Source organism: Roseateles sp. (genome assembly GCF_036486225.1).
In the GTDB taxonomy this organism is placed as follows: Bacteria; Pseudomonadota; Gammaproteobacteria; order Burkholderiales; family Burkholderiaceae_C; genus Roseateles.
The window spans coordinates 1-19,820 of sequence record NZ_DASVNZ010000157.1 but is presented as its reverse complement, the minus strand read 5'-3'; the positions used below and the strand labels follow the sequence as shown (position 1 = coordinate 19,820).

The 19,820-nt window shown below is 68.8% G+C and carries 18 protein-coding genes; 5 read left to right on the top strand and 13 right to left on the bottom strand.

What is annotated here, in order from left to right; all coding sequences use genetic code 11:
- Window positions 1–11 precede the first annotated feature (11 nt).
- From VF536_RS10900 to VF536_RS10885, 4 genes are read right to left on the bottom strand one after another with little or no spacing between them, the layout of a single operon-like run.
- Complete coding sequence (locus VF536_RS10900) at window positions 12–1,370, bottom strand: ABC transporter permease (RefSeq protein WP_331614870.1); 1,359 nt, start codon at window positions 1,368–1,370, stop codon at window positions 12–14.
- Window positions 1,367–2,119 (bottom strand): ABC transporter ATP-binding protein, encoded by a 753-nt coding sequence (locus VF536_RS10895; RefSeq protein WP_331614869.1) that lies wholly within the window; start codon window positions 2,117–2,119, stop codon window positions 1,367–1,369. Before VF536_RS10895 ends, VF536_RS10900 begins: the two co-directional genes overlap by 4 nt.
- A gap of 8 nt (window positions 2,120–2,127) precedes the next feature.
- Window positions 2,128–2,679: a DUF2796 domain-containing protein gene (locus tag VF536_RS10890; protein ID WP_331614868.1), complete on the bottom strand. Its 552-nt coding sequence runs from the start codon at window positions 2,677–2,679 to the stop codon at window positions 2,128–2,130.
- A 1-nt stretch (window position 2,680) separates the two neighbouring features.
- Window positions 2,681–3,847, bottom strand: a complete 1,167-nt coding sequence (locus tag VF536_RS10885; protein ID WP_331614867.1) for a GTP-binding protein — start codon at window positions 3,845–3,847, stop codon at window positions 2,681–2,683.
- Between the two features lie 142 nt (window positions 3,848–3,989).
- Here VF536_RS10885 and VF536_RS10880 point away from each other — a divergent pair, with 142 nt between their 5' ends.
- Window positions 3,990–4,409 carry a transcriptional repressor gene (locus tag VF536_RS10880; RefSeq protein WP_331614866.1) on the top strand — a complete coding sequence of 140 codons (420 nt, stop codon included), beginning with the start codon at window positions 3,990–3,992 and terminating at the stop codon, window positions 4,407–4,409.
- Window position 4,410: 1 nt separating this feature from the next.
- Here VF536_RS10880 and VF536_RS10875 read toward each other — a convergent pair whose 3' ends face one another.
- From VF536_RS10875 to VF536_RS10865, 3 genes are all read right to left on the bottom strand, one after another.
- Window positions 4,411–6,714: a carbohydrate-binding protein gene (locus tag VF536_RS10875; protein WP_331614865.1), complete on the bottom strand. Its 2,304-nt coding sequence runs from the start codon at window positions 6,712–6,714 to the stop codon at window positions 4,411–4,413.
- Between the two features lie 183 nt (window positions 6,715–6,897).
- Window positions 6,898–8,460 (bottom strand): MFS transporter, encoded by a 1,563-nt coding sequence (locus VF536_RS10870; protein WP_331614864.1) that lies wholly within the window; start codon window positions 8,458–8,460, stop codon window positions 6,898–6,900.
- 51 nt (window positions 8,461–8,511) lie between these two features.
- Complete coding sequence (locus tag VF536_RS10865; protein ID WP_331614863.1) at window positions 8,512–9,555, bottom strand: alpha/beta hydrolase; 1,044 nt, start codon at window positions 9,553–9,555, stop codon at window positions 8,512–8,514.
- A 139-nt stretch (window positions 9,556–9,694) separates the two neighbouring features.
- Between VF536_RS10865 and VF536_RS10860 the strand changes: the two genes are divergently transcribed.
- On the top strand, window positions 9,695–10,177 hold the full coding sequence (locus VF536_RS10860) for a MarR family winged helix-turn-helix transcriptional regulator (RefSeq protein ID WP_331614862.1): 483 nt from the start codon (window positions 9,695–9,697) through the stop codon (window positions 10,175–10,177).
- A 44-nt stretch (window positions 10,178–10,221) separates the two neighbouring features.
- Here the strand turns inward: VF536_RS10860 and VF536_RS10855 are convergent, their stop codons facing one another.
- A complete protein-coding gene (locus tag VF536_RS10855) occupies window positions 10,222–11,649 on the bottom strand; it encodes an amidase (RefSeq protein ID WP_331614861.1) in 1,428 nt (475 codons plus the stop codon).
- Window positions 11,650–11,816: 167 nt separating this feature from the next.
- On the opposite strand from VF536_RS10855, the gene VF536_RS10850 reads away from it, so the two are divergent.
- Complete coding sequence (locus VF536_RS10850) at window positions 11,817–12,404, top strand: TetR/AcrR family transcriptional regulator (protein WP_331614860.1); 588 nt, start codon at window positions 11,817–11,819, stop codon at window positions 12,402–12,404.
- A 50-nt stretch (window positions 12,405–12,454) separates the two neighbouring features.
- Window positions 12,455–13,102 carry an MBL fold metallo-hydrolase gene (locus tag VF536_RS10845; RefSeq protein WP_331614859.1) on the top strand — a complete coding sequence of 216 codons (648 nt, stop codon included), beginning with the start codon at window positions 12,455–12,457 and terminating at the stop codon, window positions 13,100–13,102.
- A gap of 82 nt (window positions 13,103–13,184) precedes the next feature.
- Here VF536_RS10845 and VF536_RS10840 read toward each other — a convergent pair whose 3' ends face one another.
- Window positions 13,185–14,786 carry a hybrid sensor histidine kinase/response regulator gene (locus tag VF536_RS10840; RefSeq protein ID WP_331614858.1) on the bottom strand — a complete coding sequence of 534 codons (1,602 nt, stop codon included), beginning with the start codon at window positions 14,784–14,786 and terminating at the stop codon, window positions 13,185–13,187.
- A gap of 143 nt (window positions 14,787–14,929) precedes the next feature.
- Window positions 14,930–15,889, bottom strand: coding sequence for a M48 family metallopeptidase (locus VF536_RS10835; RefSeq protein ID WP_331614857.1), 960 nt, complete (start codon window positions 15,887–15,889; stop codon window positions 14,930–14,932).
- A gap of 35 nt (window positions 15,890–15,924) precedes the next feature.
- Between VF536_RS10835 and VF536_RS10830 the strand changes: the two genes are divergently transcribed.
- The gene (locus tag VF536_RS10830; RefSeq protein WP_331614856.1) at window positions 15,925–16,452 is read left to right on the top strand and encodes a flavin reductase family protein; all 528 of its coding nucleotides are present in this window, start codon (window positions 15,925–15,927) and stop codon (window positions 16,450–16,452) included.
- A 12-nt stretch (window positions 16,453–16,464) separates the two neighbouring features.
- Here the strand turns inward: VF536_RS10830 and VF536_RS10825 are convergent, their stop codons facing one another.
- The 3 genes from VF536_RS10825 to VF536_RS10815 form a co-directional block, all read right to left on the bottom strand.
- Window positions 16,465–17,538, bottom strand: coding sequence for a hypothetical protein (locus VF536_RS10825; RefSeq protein WP_331614855.1), 1,074 nt, complete (start codon window positions 17,536–17,538; stop codon window positions 16,465–16,467).
- Between the two features lie 27 nt (window positions 17,539–17,565).
- Window positions 17,566–19,062: a hypothetical protein gene (locus VF536_RS10820; protein ID WP_331614854.1), complete on the bottom strand. Its 1,497-nt coding sequence runs from the start codon at window positions 19,060–19,062 to the stop codon at window positions 17,566–17,568.
- On the bottom strand, window positions 19,059–19,820 hold a 762-nt coding region (locus VF536_RS10815; RefSeq protein WP_331614853.1), incomplete at its 5' end, for an ABC transporter ATP-binding protein. The genes VF536_RS10815 and VF536_RS10820, both read right to left, overlap by 4 nt.

The following is a 19,820-nucleotide window of genomic DNA, read 5'->3' as shown; positions in this document are numbered from 1 at the left end:
GGGACGTCATGTCAGACCTTCGGAGAAAGACCGTCGCTGAGCGACAGGGCATAGGCGCGCAGTCCGGGCAGCAGGCTCGCCGCCCATCCCAGCGCGGTGATGACGCCCAGCAGCTGCCACTCCGCCAAGGTCGGCGGTCCCGCGCTGAGACCGATGCCGAAGTGCAGCTGCACCCACGGGCCCAGCCCCGCGATCAGCAGCAGGCACGACGCGGCGCCCAGCACGACACCGCAGACCGTGACCAGCATGCCCTCGACCGCGAGCAGGCTGAAGATCCGCGCCGGGTTGGCGCCGACGGCACGCAGGATGGCGAGCTCGCGGCGGCGTTCGTTGAGTCCGGCCAGGATGACCGCGACCAGCCCGCACAGGCTCACCGCCGCGACCAGCGCGCTCATCAAGGTCAGGCTGCGCTCGCCGAGGGCGACCACGTCCCACAGCTCGTCCAGCGCCACGCCGGGCAGGATCGCCATCAGCGGTTCTCCGGCGAAGTCGTTGATGCGCCGCTGCGTCGAGAACACCGCCGTGCGCCGCTTCAGACCGACCAGCGCGGCCGTCACCTGATGCGGCGTCAGGTCTTGCCCGGCCAGCGCGTCCAGGCTGACGGCCTGCCCGGGGATCGGGGCGCCCGCGACCCAGTCGAGGTGGATGGCCTCCATCGCCGCGAGGCTGATGTGCAGGGACCGGTCCACCGGCGTGCCGGTGCGCTTCAGCACGCCGATGACGTGGAAGGGTTTGTCGGCGTGGTCGTTGGCCGCGAGCGCACCGTCGCCGTGGCTGAGCACGACCTTGTCGCCGATCCGGTAGTCCAGCGAGGCGGCGACATCGGCGCCCAGTACCACGCCGAAGAGATCGGGCGGCAGACCCTGCGGCCGATCCGCTGCGTTGGCGTTGGCGTTGGCGCTGGCATTGGCCGAAGCAGATGCAGAGGCAGATGCAGTGGGCGCATCGTCGAAGGCACGGCCCTCGGCCAGCGCCAGTGCTTGCGCTTCGCCGTACCGGAAGCGGCGGAAGTAGTCCCCCGTCGTCGCCACGACCGGGAAGCCGCGGTGCGAGTCGCCCAGCGAGATCGGCACGACCCAGTCCACCCCGGGCAGCCGCGCGAGCGATTGCACGCTGGACCATTGGATGTTGTTGGTCGCGCCGCCGATGCGGAAGACCGAATACAGCAGCAGCTGGACCGAGCCGGTGCGGGCGCCGACGATCAGGTCGGTGCCGGAGACCGATTGCGCGAAGTTCTTGCGGACGTCCTCGCGCAGCCGGGCGATGCCCAGCAGCAGCAAGGTCGACAGCGCGATCGACAGCACCACGAGCGACAGCACGAAGCGGCGGTTCCAGGCGCTCTGCGCCGCGAGACGGACGAGCGCCTTCATGCCGCCGCCTCCTCGACGCGCGCCGAGCCGCGCTGCAGCGCCGGCAGGTCGAGGCAGCGCGGGAAGCGCGCGGCGAGCCGCGTATCGTGGCTCACGAAGAGCAGCGCGCTTCCGGACTCGGCGCAGACCTCGCGCAGGATGAGCATGAAGGCGTCGCGATGCGCGTCGTCGAGCGCCGAGGTCGGCTCATCGGCGATCACCAGGTCGGGATGCCCGATGAGCGCGCGCGCCGCGGCCACGCGCTGCTGCTGGCCGACGGACAGCTCGCTCGCCCGTCGCGCGATCAGCTCGGGCCCGAGGCCCATGCGCCGGAGCAGCTCCTGCGCGCGTTCCCGCGGCTGGACGGCCAGCGCGGCCCGGCGACGCGAGAACTCGCAGGTCAGCAGCACGTTGTCCAGCGCCGAGCGGTAGGGCAGCAGGTTGAACTGCTGGAAGATGAAGCCGACGTGATCGGCGCGCAGCTGGTCGCGCTGCCGGCCGGAACAGGTCGAGAGCTCATGACCGAGCAGCTTCAACCGGCCCGCGCGCGGCGTGACGACGCCGGCGATCAGCGACAGCAGCGTGCTCTTGCCCGAGCCGCTGGGCCCCCGCAGGAACACGGCCTCGCCCGGGTCGACGCGCAGCGACGCGATGTCCAGGCAATCCCGCGTGGCGCGCGGCCAGCGGAAAGTCAGGTCCCGGGCCTCGAGGACGGGCAGCGTCGTTGTCGTCGTCGAGCTTGCCGTTGCCGTCGCTGCTGTTGTCGTCATCGCCATCGTCAGCCGCCAAGGGACAGCGTCCCGGCCGGGCGCTTGAGCACCTGGCGGGATTGACCCTTCGGTGTCGCGACCTGCGCGTCGATGCGCTGGATGCGCGGGAAGAGCGCGAACAGCTGATGCGAGAGCGTCGTCATGTCGCTCGCCGCGGCGCAGCGGAAGCGATAGCTGACGTCGACGTCGAGGTGCTCCGACTTGTTCGCGGCGCTGTCGGTGGACGGGCCGGCGATCAGGCCGGACTCGAGCTGCGCCTCCTCGAACCGGCACTGGCCGCGCGCATCCGGCGTGAAGAGCACCGCGCCGCCGCGCAGCGTGGCGAGCATCCGTTCGACCGACTGACGTTCCGCCGGCGTGCGCGGCTGGCGCTCGAAGCCCAGCACGCTGTCCAGCGGCGACTCCAGCTGGATCGCCAGCGTGTCGCCCTCGATCGCGACGTCCAGGTGCACGACGCCGTGCTCATGCTTGTCGCCGTGCGCCTGCGCGGCGCCGGCCATCATCAGGCCGGCCGCCAGTGCGACGGCGTGGAAGCGGCGGAAGTTCTTCTTCGTGATCATCTCAGTGGGTTCCTTCTTGAGGGGCGGCAAGGTCCCACGCCGGCCAGGGATCGGTGCCGGCGGGCGCGGTGGTCGAGGTCAGACAGGCGTCGAGCGCGCGGGTCAGCGTGGGGATGTCGAGGTCCTGGCCGATGAGCACCAGCTCCTGGCCGCGCTCGCCGAGCGGAACGCTCCACCGGCCGACCGGATCGAGCTGATGGCCGCGCCCGGCGCCGGACAGGCAGGCGAGCCAGTCCAGTCGGCTCGCCAGCCACACGTATCCCTTGAAGCGCAGCAGACCGGGCCACGGATTCGCGATCAGCGTGTGCAGGCGCTCCGCGTCGAAGGGCCGATCGGCGCGGTAGACGAAGCTCGCGAGGCCGTAGGCATCGGCCTCCGAATGGTCGTGACCCTCCAGCGCCTGGATCCATCGCGGCTGCGACTCGGCCTGTTCCAGATCGAAGAGACCGGTTCCGAGCAACTCCCCGATCGGCACGTCGCCGTGGCGCGCGTCGACGATGCGCGCGCCCGGGTTGAGCGCCTTGATCACGGCATGAACCTGCGCGAGCCGCGCGGCGTCGACCAGGTCCGTCTTGCTCACGACGACGACGTTGGCGAACTCGATCTGCTCGACCAGCAGCTCGACGAGCCGGCGACCGTCCTGCGGATCGACGCCGCTGTCGCGCTGCGCGAGGAAGTCTTCGCTCGCATAGTCGTTCAGCAGATTGAGCGCGTCGACGACCGTGACCATCGTGTCGATGCGCGCGAGCTCGCGCAGCCCCTGCCCGTGTTCATCGACGAAATCGAAGGTGGCCGCGATCGGCATCGGCTCGGAGATGCCGGTCGACTCGATCAGCAGGTAGTCGAAGCGACCCTCGCGGGCGAGCCGGCCGACCTCCTGCAGCAGGTCGTCCCGCAGGGTGCAGCAGATGCAGCCGTTGCTCATCTCGACCATCGCCTCGTCGGTGCGCGACAGGCCTACGCCGGCGCGTTCTGCGCCGTCGCGGACGAGATCGGCATCGACGTTGAGCTCGCTCATGTCGTTGACGATCACCGCGACACGCAGCGGTCCGCGGTGGCGGAGCACCTGGTTGAGCAGGGTCGTCTTGCCGGCGCCGAGGAAACCGGAGAGCACGGTGGCGGGCAGGCGACGAGGGATGGCTACAGCAGCGGCGGCGGCGACGGACATGGGCGGCTCCAGACGGAAGATTTCCCGTTCGCCAGCCTTCTGATGCTAATGCGAACGCATTCGCAATATAGCAGCATGACAGAATGCGCGAGCCTCTTCGACCTGCTTTCGCGGTGCTCTGATCGCCCGCTGCTTAACCCCCATGGAACGTTCGACCCGACAGCGCAGTGCCATCCGGACCGTGATCGACGACGCGGGTCGCCCGCTGTCGCCGCAGGAAGTGCTGGACGCGGCGCAAGGCGAGGTGCCGGGACTGTCGCTGGCGACGGTCTATCGCAACCTGAAGCAGTTGCTGGAGGCGGGCGAGATCCAGTCCGTGTCGCTACCCGGGGACAGTCCCCGCTACGAGTCGGCGCACCACGACCACCACCATCACTTCCAGTGCACGGAGTGCGGCCGCGTCTTCGACGTGCATGCCTGTCCGGGCGACATGGCGCAGCTGGTGCCGGAAGGCTTCACCGTGGCGCGTCATGAGCTGACGCTGTATGGGCGCTGCGCCGACTGCGCCCCGGCCAGGCGGTCAGGCCGGAAACGCGTCGCGTCCTCCAGCAGCTCGCCCTGATTCAGCGCGGCGCGAATGTGACGCGGCGCAGGTTCCAGCCGGGAGCGTCCTGGAACACGGTCAGCACTTGAGGACCCGCGGCCAGCCGCACGTTCGCGGTGACGGTGGTCCAGTTCTGCCAGCCGCCGGTCGCCGGCACGTCGATGTCGCCGACCAGGCTGCGGCCTGACGCATCGGCCAGATGGAGCGCGCGCACCGCGCCCGAGGGCGAGGCCACGCGGAAGCTGGCCGTGTAGTTGCCGGCGCTCGGCACGTTCACCGTATAGCGGAACCACTGGCCGCTGCCGGTCCATCCGACGTTGTAGCCGCCGCCTTCGTCCGAAGTCTGCTCCAGGTCGATGCCATCGGGCCGGTAGCCGTTGGCCGTGCCGTTGACCGTCAGCAGGCTGTACCCCAGCGTCGCGCCGCCGTTGTCGTAGTTCGCCGCCTGCAACGTGCCCGGCAGGGAGACCGGCTGGCCGCGGAAGGCGCTGGCACTGCGGCCGAGCTGCCAGCTGTTCTCGCTCAGCGTGGCACGGAAGCCGCCGGCGTTGTTGATGAACGGCTGGGCGCCGCTGACCAGCGTCTGCACCGCATTCGCGGTGATGCGTGCGCTGCCGCTCGGTGCCGGGTAGAACGGGGGTTGCACGACGATGCCGTTGCGCCAGGGCGCGACCACCGTGTTGTGCTCCAGCACGATGTTGCTCGCGGCGGAGAAGCCGATGCCGTCGTACAGCGCGCCGACGACGGTGTTGCCAGCCACGTAGAGGTCGTCGACCACGCCCACGTTCTGCCCGTCGCCGCCGTTGCCGATCTGCAAGGCAGGCTGGCCTTGATCGAAGCCGTTGCCGCCGGCGCGCTCGACGCGATTGCCGGTGATGCGCGAGCTGTGCAGGTCGCTGCCATTGACGCCGAAGCGGCCCAGCCCCAGGCCGATGTAGCGCGCCGTGTCGGCGACGTGGTTGTCGATCACGCGATGACCGCTGCCGCCGTAGATGCCCAGCCCCTTGCCGTTCCAAGCGCCGATCAGCGTGTTGTTGCTCAGCGTGGCGTTGGCCATCGCGGTGTAGAACACGCGGCCGCTGCCGGTGTCGTTGTAGTTCACCGAGTTGATCGCCATCGCGTCGTCGCCGGTGCCGCGCACGAAGTTGTTGGTGGCCGTCAGGTTGTTGCCGACGGTGGCGCCCATCGACACGTTGTTCAGGTTGCAGCCATCGGCCCAGATCGAGGTGAGCCGGTTGTCGCGCACGACACCGCCGGTGCCGGAGGCCCAGAAGCCCGAGAGCACGTGCTGCGTCCACAGCTTCTCGGCCAGCCAGTTGGTGCCGGTGATGTCCATCGCACCGCCGGCGCCGTCGATGGGTTCGCGGCTGCGCGCGTTGGAGTCCAGGTGCAGGTTGCGCACCGTCGCGGAGGTGAGCTGGAACAGCGCGCCCAGCCCGCCGCGGGTGTAGGGCAGCGGCACGTCGCGGTAGATGGTGCTGTACCACATGCCCGCGCCTTCGATGGTCACGCCGTTGCCGACCAGGCCGTCGCTGCCCTTCAGATAGAAGATGCCGGGCGGGACCCACAGCGTCTTGCGCTGGGCTTGCGCCTGGTTGATGCAGTTCTGGATGGCAGCGGTGCTGTCGCGCGCCTGCGGGTTGCCCGCGCCGTTGGTGGGCACCGTGTCGGCCACGGCGCCGCAGCTGGTGATGGAGATCGAGTTCGCCGGCTGAGGCAGCGGCGCCGGCGGGTTCTCGACGTCGACGACGTCGATGTTGTAGAAGGCCGCGGTGTTGTCGGCGTCGCGCTTGAGCGAGAAGGTGCTGCCGGGGCCGATCGGCTCGCCCACGACAAAGGCGGAGGCCTCGTCGTAGAAGGCGCGCGGCCGGCCTCTCGCGGGGTTCTGGTCGCTGGCCTGGTACTCCGCGCCTTCATAGATCCAGCTCTGGCGCGAGTTCAGGTTCAGGCGCTGGCGGAACACGCCGTTGACGTAGAGGTTGAGCGTCGCGGTGATGCCGCCGCCGGCCGCCGCGTCCGGGATGCTGGCGCGCACGTTGATGAAGCTGATCGGCTTGCCGGTGGTGTTGGTCCACCACACCTCCTGGCCGGTGGCGGTGAGCGCGACGTAGGCATGGCCCGAGGCTTCGAGCTCGGGGCTGGCGAAGCGGGTGGTGGGTGCGGAAGTCAACGACACCACGCGCGCGCCGTTGACCAGCGTGCCGGACTCGGCTTCGAGACTGCGGAATGTCGTGGTGGCGCCGGCGGCGAGCACGGCCGAGCTGGCCGCCCAACCGAGCAGGGTGACGACGCAGGCACGAAGAGGGCGGGAAGTCTGGGTCACGGGAGGATCTCGGTGGGCGCGGAATTGCAGCGGCACCGATGATCCGTCGCGCCCCTCACGGACACCGCACACGGCGATGCAACGGAGGTAACCGTTAGGCGTGCCGGAAGGCTGTTCGTTGCAAAACCGTACGATCGTGCCGGTGCTTGCGCTCCGGCCAGGCATTTACGGCCACGAGAAACCTCACTCGCCTGGTGCGACGTGCATCGCGCCAGCATGCTTGACGGCATCGCCACGAAGCAGCGCCAGCGTCAGGATGCAGCTCACGAGCCCGACCACCGCGGCGCTCCACGCTGTCGCGCTGAAGCCGCTGGCGAAGGCGTCTCGAAGCAGCGTCGCTGCCTGGATCCGGTCCTGCTCGCCGACCGCGTTGAGTGCGCCAATCGTGTCGCCGGCAGCGAACTGCTTCGCGGCCTCCCACGCGACCGCGGGATCGCCGCCCCACAGCGTCGAGCTCGCCGGCATCGAACCCGCCGTGACGGCGCTGAGCACAGCGCCCAGCACCGCGACGCCGATCAGCAGCGCGCTGAAGCGCAAGGTCGCGCTGACGCCCGACGCCATGCCGGACTGGTTGGCCGGCCGGGTGCTCTGCACCGCCTTGGCGGTCTCGCCAGTGAGCAGGCCGGCGCCCGTGCCGGCCACCGCCATGCCGATCGCGATGACGACATAGCTGACGTGGCTCATCGACAGCGTTGCGAGCGCCACGTTCGCGAACGTGGTGACCGCCAGGCCGACGCCCAGGATGCCTTTCGAGGTCGAATTGCGCGCCAAGCCGCTGACCAGCCGCGGGACGATGAACATCGGCAGCGCGAACGGCAGCATGGCGACGCCCGCCTGCGCCGGGGTGAAGTCGTAGGTGTTCTGGAGATACAGCGGCAGGTAGAAGATCATGACCTGCGCCGCCGCGGCGTACCCCACCATGGCGGCGGCGCTGCCCGCGAAGTCCCGCGTCCGCAGCAACCTCGGGTCGACCATCGGCTGCGACTGGAAGTGCTCCACCAGTGCGAACGCGACGAGCAGGGCCGCGCCGCCGAGCAGGCGCAGCAGGATCGCCGGTGAGGTCCAGCCCAGCGAGTTGCCGGAGATCACCGCCCAGGTGAGCAGGAACAGCCCGCTGGTGAACAGCACGATGCCCGCCCAGTCGACGCGGCGGGCGTCCGGATTGCGGGACTCCGGGATGACCTTCAGCGTAGCCGCGATCAGCACCGCGCAGATCGGCAGGTTGATCAGGAAGGCCCAATGCCAGCCGAGGGTGCTGGAGATGATCCCGCCGAGGATGGGCCCGCTGGTGATCGCGATGCCGATGCACGCGCCCCAGAATGCATAGGCCTTCGCACGTGCCGCGCCCTGGAAGCTGTGATTGATCACGGCCAGCGCGGCGGTCAGCAGCAGGCTGGCGCCGACGCCCTGCAGCGCGCGGGCCAGGTTCAGCATCAAGGCGGAGCTGGCGATGCCGCAGAACAGCGACGCCACGGCGAAGATCAACTGACCCAGCAGGACGGCTCGTCGCCGTCCCGCCAGGTCCGCGAACGAGCCCGCCGCCATCAGCAGCGCCGCAAACGGCAGGACGTAGGCCGTGATTACCCACTGCACGTCCGAGAAGTTGGCCGAGAGCGAATGCGCAATGGTCGGGAGCGCCACCGCCACGATGTTCGAATCGAGCATCACGAGGCAGGACACCATGGAAGCGACCAGGAGGATGCGACGGGCATCCTGCGGCGCCGGAGGCGATTGGGTGGCGTTCATGTCGAAGGCGAGGTCATCTCGGGGTCCGGGCTTTGAAGGAATCGATCTGGATCACAAGGCCAGGACTTGGAGCACGGCGTCCGCGAACGCACGCGGCGCTTCCTGAGGCAGGTTGTGTCCGATGCCGCCGGTCACCTCACGGTGCTGGTACCTGCCGGTGAACTGGTTCGCGTACGCGGCAGCCGGCAGATGCGGCGCGCCGTTCGCGTCGCCTTCCAGCGTGATCGTGGGCACGGCGATCTTGGGCCGCCGCGCCAGCTGGGCCTCAAGGGCATCGAGCCGCGCTTCGCCCTGGGCCAGTCCCAGACGCCAGCGGTAGTTGTGCAACACGATCGCGACATGGTCCGGGTTATCGAAAGACCGCGCCGTGCGCTGGTAGGTGGCTTCGTCGAACTGGAACTGCGGCGACGCGTTCCGCCAGACCAGGCGATTGAAGTCGTCCCGGTACTGCGCGTAGCCGGCCGCACCGCGTTCGGTGGCGAAGTAGTACTGGAACCAGGCCTGCAGCTCTCCCTGCGGCGGCAGCGGCTTGCGGTTGGCCTCCTGGCTGCCGATCAGATAACCGCTCGCGCAGACCAGCGCGCGGCAACGATCCGGCCAGACCGCGGCGACGATGTTGGCCGCACGCCCGCCCCAGTCGAATCCGGCGATCACCGCGCGGTCGATGTGCAGGGCATCCATCAGCCCGATGACGTCCTGCGCGAACACGGCCTGCTGGCCGTTTCTCGGCGTGTCCGGCGAGAGGAGCCTCGTCGTTCCGTAGCCCCGCAGGTACGGCACGATCACGCGATGGCCCGCCTCCGCCAGCATCGGCGCCACCTCGATGAAGCTGTGGATGTCGTGAGGCCAACCGTGCAGCAGGATGACGACCGGGCCGTCCGCCGGCCCCAGTTGCGCGTAGCCGATGCTCAGTTGATCGGTTGCGATCTGATGGATCGTCTCGAAGGCGTTGGGTGGATCACCGTTCGGCGCTGCGGACGACCGCGAGCCGGCGCTGGCACTGGCGTGCTCGGACCGGCCCAGAAGCGCAAGACCGGCGAGCGCCGTCGTGCTGCCGAGGAGAAGGCGACGCCTGACGTCGAATGGCTTAGTCATGGACTCTTTCATCCCATCGGATGCGTGGGCAAGGTGCGTCGCCAAAGTATTGGCATATGCACGCATTTAATTTAGTGGCATATGCAAGAATGTGTCAAGCCAGCCGACGCCGGCCCTACCCCTTCCTGGAGTTCCCACGATGTCGTCCCGATCCTCGGCGGCTGCGAAGCACGACCCGCCCTGCAATTGCGGCACGCTGCGCAAGGCCGCGCGGCGCATGTCGCAGCTCTATGACGGCATGCTCGAACCCTGCGGCATCAAGCTGTCGCAGTACCAGGTGCTCTCGCACATCGAGAAGTCCGGCGGCGCGCCGTCCATGGGCGAACTCGCGGCCTCGCTGGTGCTCGACCGCTCCGCGCTCGCCCGCAATCTGAAGCCGCTCGAACGCGAGGGCTACGTCGAGCAGATCCGCGATGAGACCGACGGACGCAGCCGCCTCGCCTCGCTGACGCCGGCCGGCAAGAAGAAGCTGGCGGAGAGCCAACGCGTCTGGCGCCTCGCCCAGGAGCGCTTCGATCGCGTCTACGGCGAGGAGCGCTCGCGCGCGCTGTCGGAGGCGCTCGCCGAGTTGTTCTCCGACGAGTTCCATGCGCGCTTCACGAGCACCGAGACGAGGAAATGAGCCGCGCCCGGCGCGTGCACCGGGCGTGACTCAACGACGCCTCCTCAGGCCTTGAGGCCCATCTTCGCCAGGCTCGGGTGGAGGTGGCGCACCGTGCTCACGCTTTCCAGCAGCGCCGCCAGGTGCAGCGCGGTGGACTCCGCCAGCCACGGCGCGACGATCTGAACGCCGATCGGCATGCCGTCGCTGCTCGTGCCGAATCGCAGCGTCATGCCGGGCAGGCCGGTGACGTTGCAGAACGCCGTCGGATCCATCACGTGCAGCGAGGACACCGTCTGGCCGTTGATGACGAACTCCGCGGCATCGTGGCCGTGCGACGAGACCGGCGTCACCGGGCACAGCAGCGCGTCGTACTTCTGGAAGTACTGGGCGAAGCCGTCCCGCATGATCTCGATCTGCTGCTCCGCGGCGACGAAGTCTTCGATCGAGGTGTCCGGTGTGTCGTAGATGCCCTGCACGTGCTTGAAGATCTTGTCTTCGTGACCGGCGGTGATCTTCTTGAAGGCCGGCTTGGTCTCCATCACCTGCAGCTTCCAGAGCAACTCGAGCGCGTTGATCTGCTCCAGCACCGGAATGCGCACCGGCTCGACGATCACGCCCAGGCCCTTCAGGGCGTCGGCGGCCGCCTGAACGGTCGCGGCGACCTCGCTGTCGATCAAGCCGAATCCTGGCTCGATGAGGACACCGACACGCACCGGCCGACCGGGCTTCGCACCCACGCCGGCATCCAGCGCCAGCGGGCTGATGGCGTTGCCATCCGCACCGTCCGGTCCGGCCAGCAGCGAATAGGCCAGCGCAACGTCGCGAACGCTGCGGGCCATCGGGCCGAGATGCCAGAAGCGGCGGGGCACGCGCGGCCAGACACCGGTCATCGGGATCCGTCCATGGGTCGCCTTCAGGCCGACGACGCCGGTCAGCGCGGCGGGGCCTCGAACAGAGATGGCGATGTCGGTGGCGATGCCGATGGGCGTCATGCCGGCGGCGACGGCCGCCGATTCACCGCCGCTCGATCCGCCCGGCGTGCGATCGAGGTTCCAGGGATTGCGCGTGCGGCCCGACAGCAGGTTGTCGGTCTCGATCCAGAACGAGAACTCCGGATGGTTGGTCTTCGCGAGCAGGATGCCGCCGGCGTTCTTCATCCGCGCCATGGCGGTGGCATCGGTGTCGGGGACGCGCCCCTTGAAGATGGGCGAAGCGAACTGCGTCGCCACGCCCGCGGAGTCGATGGAGTCCTTCGCCGTGAATGGCACGCCGTGCAGCGGCCCCAGGCGCTCGCCGGCCATGACGGCCGCTTCGGCCCGCTTCGCGGCGTTCAGTGCGTCGTCGGCGATGGTCACGATCGCATTGATCTGAGGATCGACGGCCTGGATGCGGTCCAGATGCGCCTGCACGACCTCGACAGGCGACACTTCCTTCGTGCGGATCAATTCGGCCAGCTTTGTCGCGTCCTGATGGACAAGTCCGTTGCTCATGGGAGTCTTTCAATGTGAGAAGAATCAGGGTTCAACCCTGAGGGTCGAACACGAACTACCTAACGTTCGTTAGGTTGAAGAATACGAGCAACGGCGGCGGCGCGTCAACGCCATTTGTTCCGGCAAGGAGATTTGGCGGGCGCTTGCTGCTCTTGAGACAATGAGGCATGAGCAGAGCAGCCGAAGCCCCGACCAGCACGAGTTCCAAGGACCGGATCCTGGAGGTCGCCACGCGCATCGCGCAGGCGCACGGCTATGGCGGACTGAATCTGCGCACGCTGGCGGAAGAAGTCGGTATCAAGGCGGCGAGCCTCTACCACCACTTCCCGAGCAAGGCGGACCTGGCGACAGCAGTCGCCCGGCGTTACTGGGAGGATGCCGGTGCGGCGCTCGACGAGATGACCAAGACCCTCCCTGATGCGACCGAGCGTCTGCGCCGATTCCCGGGGACCTTCCGCACCGCGCTGTCCAACGACAACCGCATGTGCATGGCCAGCTTCATGACGGCCGAGTACGACGATCTGCCCGAGGACGTCAGGAAGGAAGTCCTGGCCTTCACCGATGTCAACGTGGCCTGGCTGTCGAAGACGCTGGTGGCCGCGGGCATCGCGACCGCGCGGGATTCGCAGCAGCGCGCCCATGCGATCTTCGCGGCGGTTGCTGGCGCACAGCTGATGGCGCGGGGGCGATCGGACATCAAACTCTTCGATGCATTGATCGAGAACTACCGGGTGGCAGGACTATTGCCGGACTGACTTTCAGACTGAAGTCGTTTGACCCGCCGAAGCCGAATATCACCGCCGCCATGCCCCTCCGCGACCAGACCGTCCCCGTCACCCCCTTCCGCCAGAACTGCTCCATCGTCTGGTGCGACGTCACGAATGAAGCCGCGATCGTCGACCCGGGCGGCGAGGTGCCCCGCCTGCTCGCCGAGGTCGAGCGCCTCGGCCTCACGCTCAAGGCGATCTGGCTGACCCACGCCCACATCGATCACGCGGGCGGCACCGGTGAGCTCGCCCGGCTGCGCGGCCTTCCCATCATCGGACCGCACCAGGGCGACCAGTTCTGGATCGCCGGACTGCCGCAGCAGGCCGCGATGTTCGGCTTCCCGCCCGCCGAGATGTTCACCCCCACACGCTGGCTCGAGGACGGCGACACCGTCCAGATCGGCCACGAGACCCTGACCGTGCGCCACTGCCCCGGCCACACGCCGGGTCACGTCGTCTTCCACTCCGCAAGCGCGCAGCGCTGCTTCGTCGGCGACGTGCTCTTCGCCGGCAGCATCGGCCGCACCGACTTCCCCGGCGGCGACCACGCCACGCTGATCCGCTCCATCAACGAGCGCCTCTGGCCGATGGGTGACGACACGGTCTTCGTCCCCGGTCACGGCCCGGAAAGCAGCTTCGGCGAGGAGCGCCGGACGAATCCCTTCGTCGGCGGGCGCTGGGGTTGAGGGACTGCGCCGGCCGCTGGCCCCCACCCCCACCCTCCCCCTCGCCCGCAAGCGGGAGAGGGAGCAGGACGGCGCGACGGCCTCAGAGCGACGACAGGCCGGTGTCCAGGAAGCGCGACTCCGGAAAGCCCCGCAGCGCCAGCGCGGCCAGCTCCACCAGCTCCTCGAAGCTGCGCTCCTTCTGCAGCACCGCGACGCCGCCCATGCGATCGGCCGCGTCGGTCAGCTCGTCGCCGATGTAGCCGGTCGTGACGATCACCGGCACCGTCGGCAAGGTCTCGCGGACCGCCACCGCCAGCTCCAGCCCGTTCATCCCCGGCATGTTGAAGTCGGTGATCAGCAGCTGCACCGGCACGCGACCTTCCTCGATGTCGGCCAGGCACTCCGTCGGCTCGGCGTAGGTGCGCACGTCGTAGCCCGCCTTCTTCAGCAGCGCCTCCACCATCATCAGCACGATGGGATCGTCGTCGACGTAGAGCACGTGCTCGCCCGCGCCGGGCTCGGCGACCTTCGTCAGCGCCGCCGTGTCCAGCGTCGCCGCGTCGCCGCCCACCACCGGGAGGTAGACCGAGAACACCGTCCCCGTCCCCGGCCGCGACTGCACGTCGATCGCGCCGCCATGCGCGTGCACGATGCCGTGCACGATGTGCAGCCCCAGGCCAGTGCCCTGGCCGCGCGGCTTGGTCGTGAAGAAGGGCTCGAACAGCCGCTTCACCACGTCCTCTTCCATGCCGTGACCGTCGTCGCGGACGCTGAGCTCCGCGTAATGCGTCGGCGCCACGCGGCCGATCGCAAAGGCGTGCGGCACGTCGAACTGCACCGCGCGCAGCGCCACATGCAGCTTCCCGTGCCCGCCGGGCATCGCCTGCCACGCGTTGGTGCACAGGTTCAGCACGACCTGCTGGACCTCCGCCGGATCCACCGTCGCGACGCAGTCGTCGCCGTGCAGGTCCACCGTCAGCAGCACCGACGCCGGCAGCGTCGAGCGCAACAGGCCGATGCTGTCCTCGACCAGCGGCCGCAGCTTGTGCTTGGAGAGCTCATGCCCGCTGCCCCGCGCGTAGGCCAGGATGCGCTGCACGATCTCGCGCGCCCGGTCGCCGGCCCGCTTGATCTGCTGCATGTGCCCGCGCAGCGGCGAGGTCGCCGGCAGTTCGTCCAGCATCATCCCCGCATGTCCGAGGATCGCCGCCAGGATGTTGTTGAAGTCGTGCGCGACGCCGCCGGCCAGCGTCCCCAGCGATTCCATCCGCTGGATGCGCATCAGCTTCTCCTCGAAATCGACGCGCGTCAGCTCGTCGGCCTTGCGCATCGTGACGTCGATGAACAGCACCACCAGGCCGTGCTCGCAGGGGAAGGCCCGGCACTCGAACCACTTGCTCAGGCGGGCATTGAATTCCTCGTAGATGTGCGCAGCCCGCGTCTGCATCGCGGAACGGGCCTCGACGTCGAAGCGCTCGCCCATCGCGCCGGACAGGCAGCTCCAGTAATTCCTGCCGATCAGCGCCTCGCGCTGCCGACCGCTGGCGCGCTCGAAGGCAACGTTGACGAACTCGATGGTCCAGTCGTGCTCGAGCAGGATTACCGCGTCGGTGACGTAGTCGAGCGCCGCCCCGACGTGCGCGACGCCTTCCTCGGGGGCGGGGGATGCACCCGAGCCGTGCGATGGCTCCTGACCCGGCATGTGGACCCTCAGGTGGACGAGGCCAAGTGTGGACCTCGTGGGCGGCGTCGGCAATCGCTGTGCCAACACCTAACCGTAGGGGAAGCCCGATGCCATCGGGCTTTCCGGCTTTCCGGCTTTCCGGCCTTCAGGCCTTCAGGGGTTCAGGACTTGGCGGGGGCCGGCGGCTGGTAACGCTGGTCGGGCTTGGGCGCGCGGGCGTACAGGTTCTGCACGCGCGGCAGGGTGCGCTCGATGTCGCGGATCCGCGTCGGTCCGGACGGGTGCGTCGACAGGAACTGCGGCGGCGCGCCCTTGCTCGCCTGTCCCATCTTTTCCCACAGCGTGATGCCGGCCTGCGGGTTGTAGCCGGCGCGCGCGGCCAGCTCCATGCCGACCAGGTCGGCCTCGCTCTCGTCCTCGCGGCTGAAGGTCAGCGACAGCAGCTGCCCGCCCATGTTGGCCAGGCCGCGTCCGACGTCGCCCAGGCCGAACAACGCGGCGCCCAGCTGGATCGCGCCGTTGGTCGCCATGTTCTTGCCCATGCGCTCGCGGGCGTGCTCGCGCAGCGCGTGCGCCATCTCGTGGCCCATGATCATCGCGACCTCATCGTCGCTGAGCTGCAGCTGCTGCAGGATCCCGTAATAGAACGCGATCTTCCCGCCCGGCATGCAGAACGCGTTGAGCTCCTTGCTGCCGATCAGGTTCACCTCCCAGCGCCACTGCTGGGCGCGCGCGTTCCACGACCCGGCGAACGGGATGATCCGCTGCGCGATCGCCCGCAGGCGGATCAGCTGCGTGTTGTTGGCCGGCGCCAGCGCCTTCTGCGCCTGGGCCTGCCGCATCATCTGCGCGTACTGCTGCTGCGCGGCGGCCTCGACCTGCTCGGCCGACACCAGCTTGGTGAAGCGGCTCTGCTTGCCGACATCGACGCCGTCCTGCGCCCAGGCGGGCGCGAGCGCCAGCGCGCCGCCGGCCGCGATCAGGCCCGTGAACAGGCGCCGTGCGGGCTGGCGCGGTGCGCCGTCCGCGCCGCAGCGGCGGCAATCGCAACGACCGAAACCATAAGCAGGGGCCGACGGCAGGTGGACGTCGGCGTCGGGGAGGAAGTCAGCATCAGGCATGGCGAGATTCTAGGCAGGCGACAATCCCGGTCATCATGTCCCAGTCGCCACTGATCACGCCGTCTCCGACCTGTGCCACTTCGCCGCTCGACCCGCAGGAGTTCCGCGCGGCGCTGGGCATGTTCGCCACGGGCGTCACCATCGTGACCGCCCGCGCGGAGGACGGCACCTTGGTGGGCCTGACGGCCAACTCGTTCAACTCGGTGTCGCTGTCCCCGCCGCTGGTGCTGTGGAGCCTGGCGCGCCGGGCCGGCTCGATGCCGGTGTTCAGCCGCGGCTCGCACTACGCGATCAACATCCTGGCGGCCGACCAGAAGGAACTGGCGCAGCGCTTCGCCACGCGCGACATCGACCGCTTCGCCGGCGTGCGTTTCCGCGAGGGCTGCGGCGGCGCACCGGTGCTGGAAGGCTGCGCCGCGGTCTTCGAATGCGCGAACCGCAGCCAGTACGAGGAAGGCGACCACGTCATCTTCGTCGGCGAGGTCGAGGCCTGCACCCGCGCCGAACAGGCGCAGCCGCTGATCTTCCACGGCGGGCGCTACTACACCGAGCTGCCGATCTGAGCCGAGAAAACTTCAGGCCGGAATGAACAGACCTTCGCCGGCATGATCGAGGAGGCGGACCGGTCGGTTTCGCCTGATCACTGCGGCGAACTGTTGCCGGAGCGCTAGTGTGCTGATGGCACTCGGCTCTGCGACATGTGCGCCGTTCTTGTAGCGATTCAGTCCACGCTTCGACAGCAGGTAGTCCACCCTAACCCGCCAGGACGAACGACGGATGTGCGCGGAGAGATCCGGTGACAGCGCATGGACTGCAAGGTCGTAACGCTGGAGCAGACGCGCAAACCGGGTAAGACTCGACGCCTCGTCGACAGAAGCCGGCGCGAGGACGGTTGCGGGCGAGGTCGACGTGTCCATGACGGCCGCAAACTTCCACAGTGGCTCGTGGTGCGCGATGCGATTCCGTAGATCCTTGATCTCGAAGAACTCGGTCAGCGCATTTCGGCGGGCGGTCGAATTTGTCCAATTGAGCGGCGCGCCGAGCTGGCTCAGCGGGTGCGCTGGAAGAATTCGCGGCATCAGTGTGGTCCGGTGCCGTGCCACCCACGTCAACACGTTCGGCCAGAAGCCAAAGGACAGACGTGAAACGATCTCATCGGCATTCGGAGCAACCGGATGTGCCTTCTGACGGACCTCGTTGACCTTGTCCATCGTGCCAGATTTCAGCTGGCTCGAGAGCACGTCCCACCAGTGGCTGCTTGCTGAAGCACCTCCAGTCGTGTTGAGACTGAGCTCGCGATGGATGTTGTTCCTGAGGGCGACCTCGAAGTAGGAGAGGAGCTTGGCAAGCTCGCCGCAAACCTCACCGTTCCACATGTACAAGCCGACCGCTTCATCCGCGCCCACTTTCCAGTAGTTGCGATAGCTGTCCAATCGTGGCTTGGAAACGATCTGCTCGAATACGCTGGCTGGAGGATGCATCCCGCCCCTGTCCCGGAACATGACTGGAGTACACTTGCCCTCGACGCGCTGGTAAGCCAACCCGTGAGGGAGCCCCAGTGTAAAGAGTGTGAAGGCCTCCGAAAGGAGGCCTTCCGCTTTCTGGAACGGAATTTCTTCGGCGAGATATTTGCGCAACAGTGGGCGCAAGACGCCGCTTCACCGACGTAGGAAGATTCAGTCTCCCGCGTGCCGCCCGACCGGCCAGAACGGCGCGGCACGCTGCGTCGCGCGCCAGCGCCAGACCCCCAGCGCCGCGGTGGCGGCCGCCGAGATCGCGATGACCTGCCAGACCGTCAGCCCCCAGGTCATGCTCGCCGCGAAGCCGGCGCCGGTCAGCAGCAACGCGCCGCTCACCATGGCGGCAATGGTGCCGCCGCCCGGCGCGTGCTGACGAGCCCAGTCGCGCCACAGCATCAGGCTGAACGGCAAGGCCCCTGCCGCGAAGTAAAGGCCGATCACCGGCCGTTGCGGCATCCACATGTCGGGCAGCAGCGCCAGGACCGCCGCCAGCAGCCCGACCCCGAACCCCCACAAGCACAGGAACTGCACCATGTGCCGACGCGCCAGGACGCGATTCATCGCGGCGCCGCGGGGCATCCCGGGCACCAGCACGAGCAGCGCCTGCTCCTGCCGGCTGCGATGCAAGACGGTCCCGAGTCCGACCGCCGGCCCCAGCAGCGCGCACATCAGGCCGAAGGACGCGCCCGTCATCGCGCCTTGCAGCACGCGCATCGCGACGTCGGGCGCCATCGTCCGGTGCATGACCACGCTCGCCAGCAGCATGCCCGCGAAGACCAGCGAGGCCGCGCTCAACTGCCCGATCCAATGCAGGCTGCGCAGCGCGGCGAGTTCCGCGCGCGCGGCGACGCTGTCCGGGGTCGGCTGCGCGCGCCGCAGCAGGAATTCGCGCCACGGCGGCATGCCCCAGCTGAAGGTGCGGACCATGGCGCGCGAGATCGGTCCTTCCGGCACCCGCGGGGCGCGACCGCCCTGGAGCCGCATGATGTCGCGCATCTGCCGCGCGGATTCCCATGAACGCGCATGCGCCACGCCGCCGTCCTGGAACATGCGCCAGAGCGCCCAACCCAACGCAGTCAGCACCAGGGCCGAGACGACCAGCGGCTGACGCTCGAAGCCCTCGCGCAGCACCGGCAGCGTGGCGCGCCACACGGCGCTTTCCTTCACGAAGGGCCAGCCGAGCCAGGGCAGGACCCAGAACACGAACCAGGCGTTGGTCCAGCGTGCGGTCATCGCGAAGGCGACCATGAACACCGCCGCGCCCATCACCGGCAGCAGGAAGGCCCCGAAGGCGAAGTGGATCAGCAGGCCGGAGAGCAGCGACAGTCCGCCGACGATCGCCAGCGACGTCTCGCGCAGGCACCGCACGTGACCGGGCACGAGCCGCGCGGCGATCGGATGGTTCTGCGAGAAGAGCGCGCTGCCGACCATCCACCACGCGAATTGCAGCATCACCGCGGCGGTGATGCAGAACACCGTCGCCGCTGCGGACGCCGACTTCATCGCGCCGAGTGCCGTGAGCCCGGCCAACGGCAACAGCAGCAGCCAGAGCCGGGGCAGGACCGGCCGCAGCGCGCGCAACACGGCAAGGTGGCCGGCGAGGCGGTCGTCGGCGCGGGCGCCCTGGCCCGGCAGCGTCGGCGCGGCGTTCACTGCGTCATCTCCAGGAACAGGTCCTCGAGGTTCAGCGCCTCGCAGCGCATGACGGCGTCGCCTTCGGGCAGCCGGCCGTCGGGGAAGCGCACCAGCCAGCGCGGTTGCTCACCGAGGTCGCGCCGGTTCAGCACCTGGCCCTTGAGCGCGTCGACCGCCGCCTGCAGCCGTCCGATCGGGCCGGCCAGCAGCCGGATCTCGTCGGCCAGCACGTCCTGCGACGCCTGCAGCGCGATGCGGCCGCGGCTCAGGAAGGCGATGTTGAAGGCCACGCGTTCCAGGTCCGACAGGATGTGCGTCGAGAACAGCACCGTCGTGCCGCGGTCCAGCACCTGGTCGACGAGTTCGCGCAGGAAATCGCGTCGGCCGGCGGCGTCGAGGCTGGCGACGGGCTCGTCGAGCACCAGCAGGTCGGGCTCGTGCGCCAGCGCGCGGATGATGGACAGGCGCTGCTGCTGGCCCTGCGAGAGCTGGCCGATGCGGCGGTCGCGCGGGATCTCCCAGCGCGACATCAGGCCGTCGACCTTCGCCTCGTTCCAGCGCGGGTAGAAGCTGCGGAAGTAGCGCAGCAGGTCGCCGGCCGTGAAGTCCTCGAACAGCGCGGCCTGCTGCGGCACGTAGCCCAGGTGCGCGCGCAACGCGTCGTCCGGCGTCAGCGCCGGCTGGCCGAACAGGCGCACCTCGCCGGCCTGCGGCTCGCGCAGGCCCAGCAGGGTTTCGAGCAGCGTGGTCTTGCCCGCGCCGTTGCGGCCCAGCAG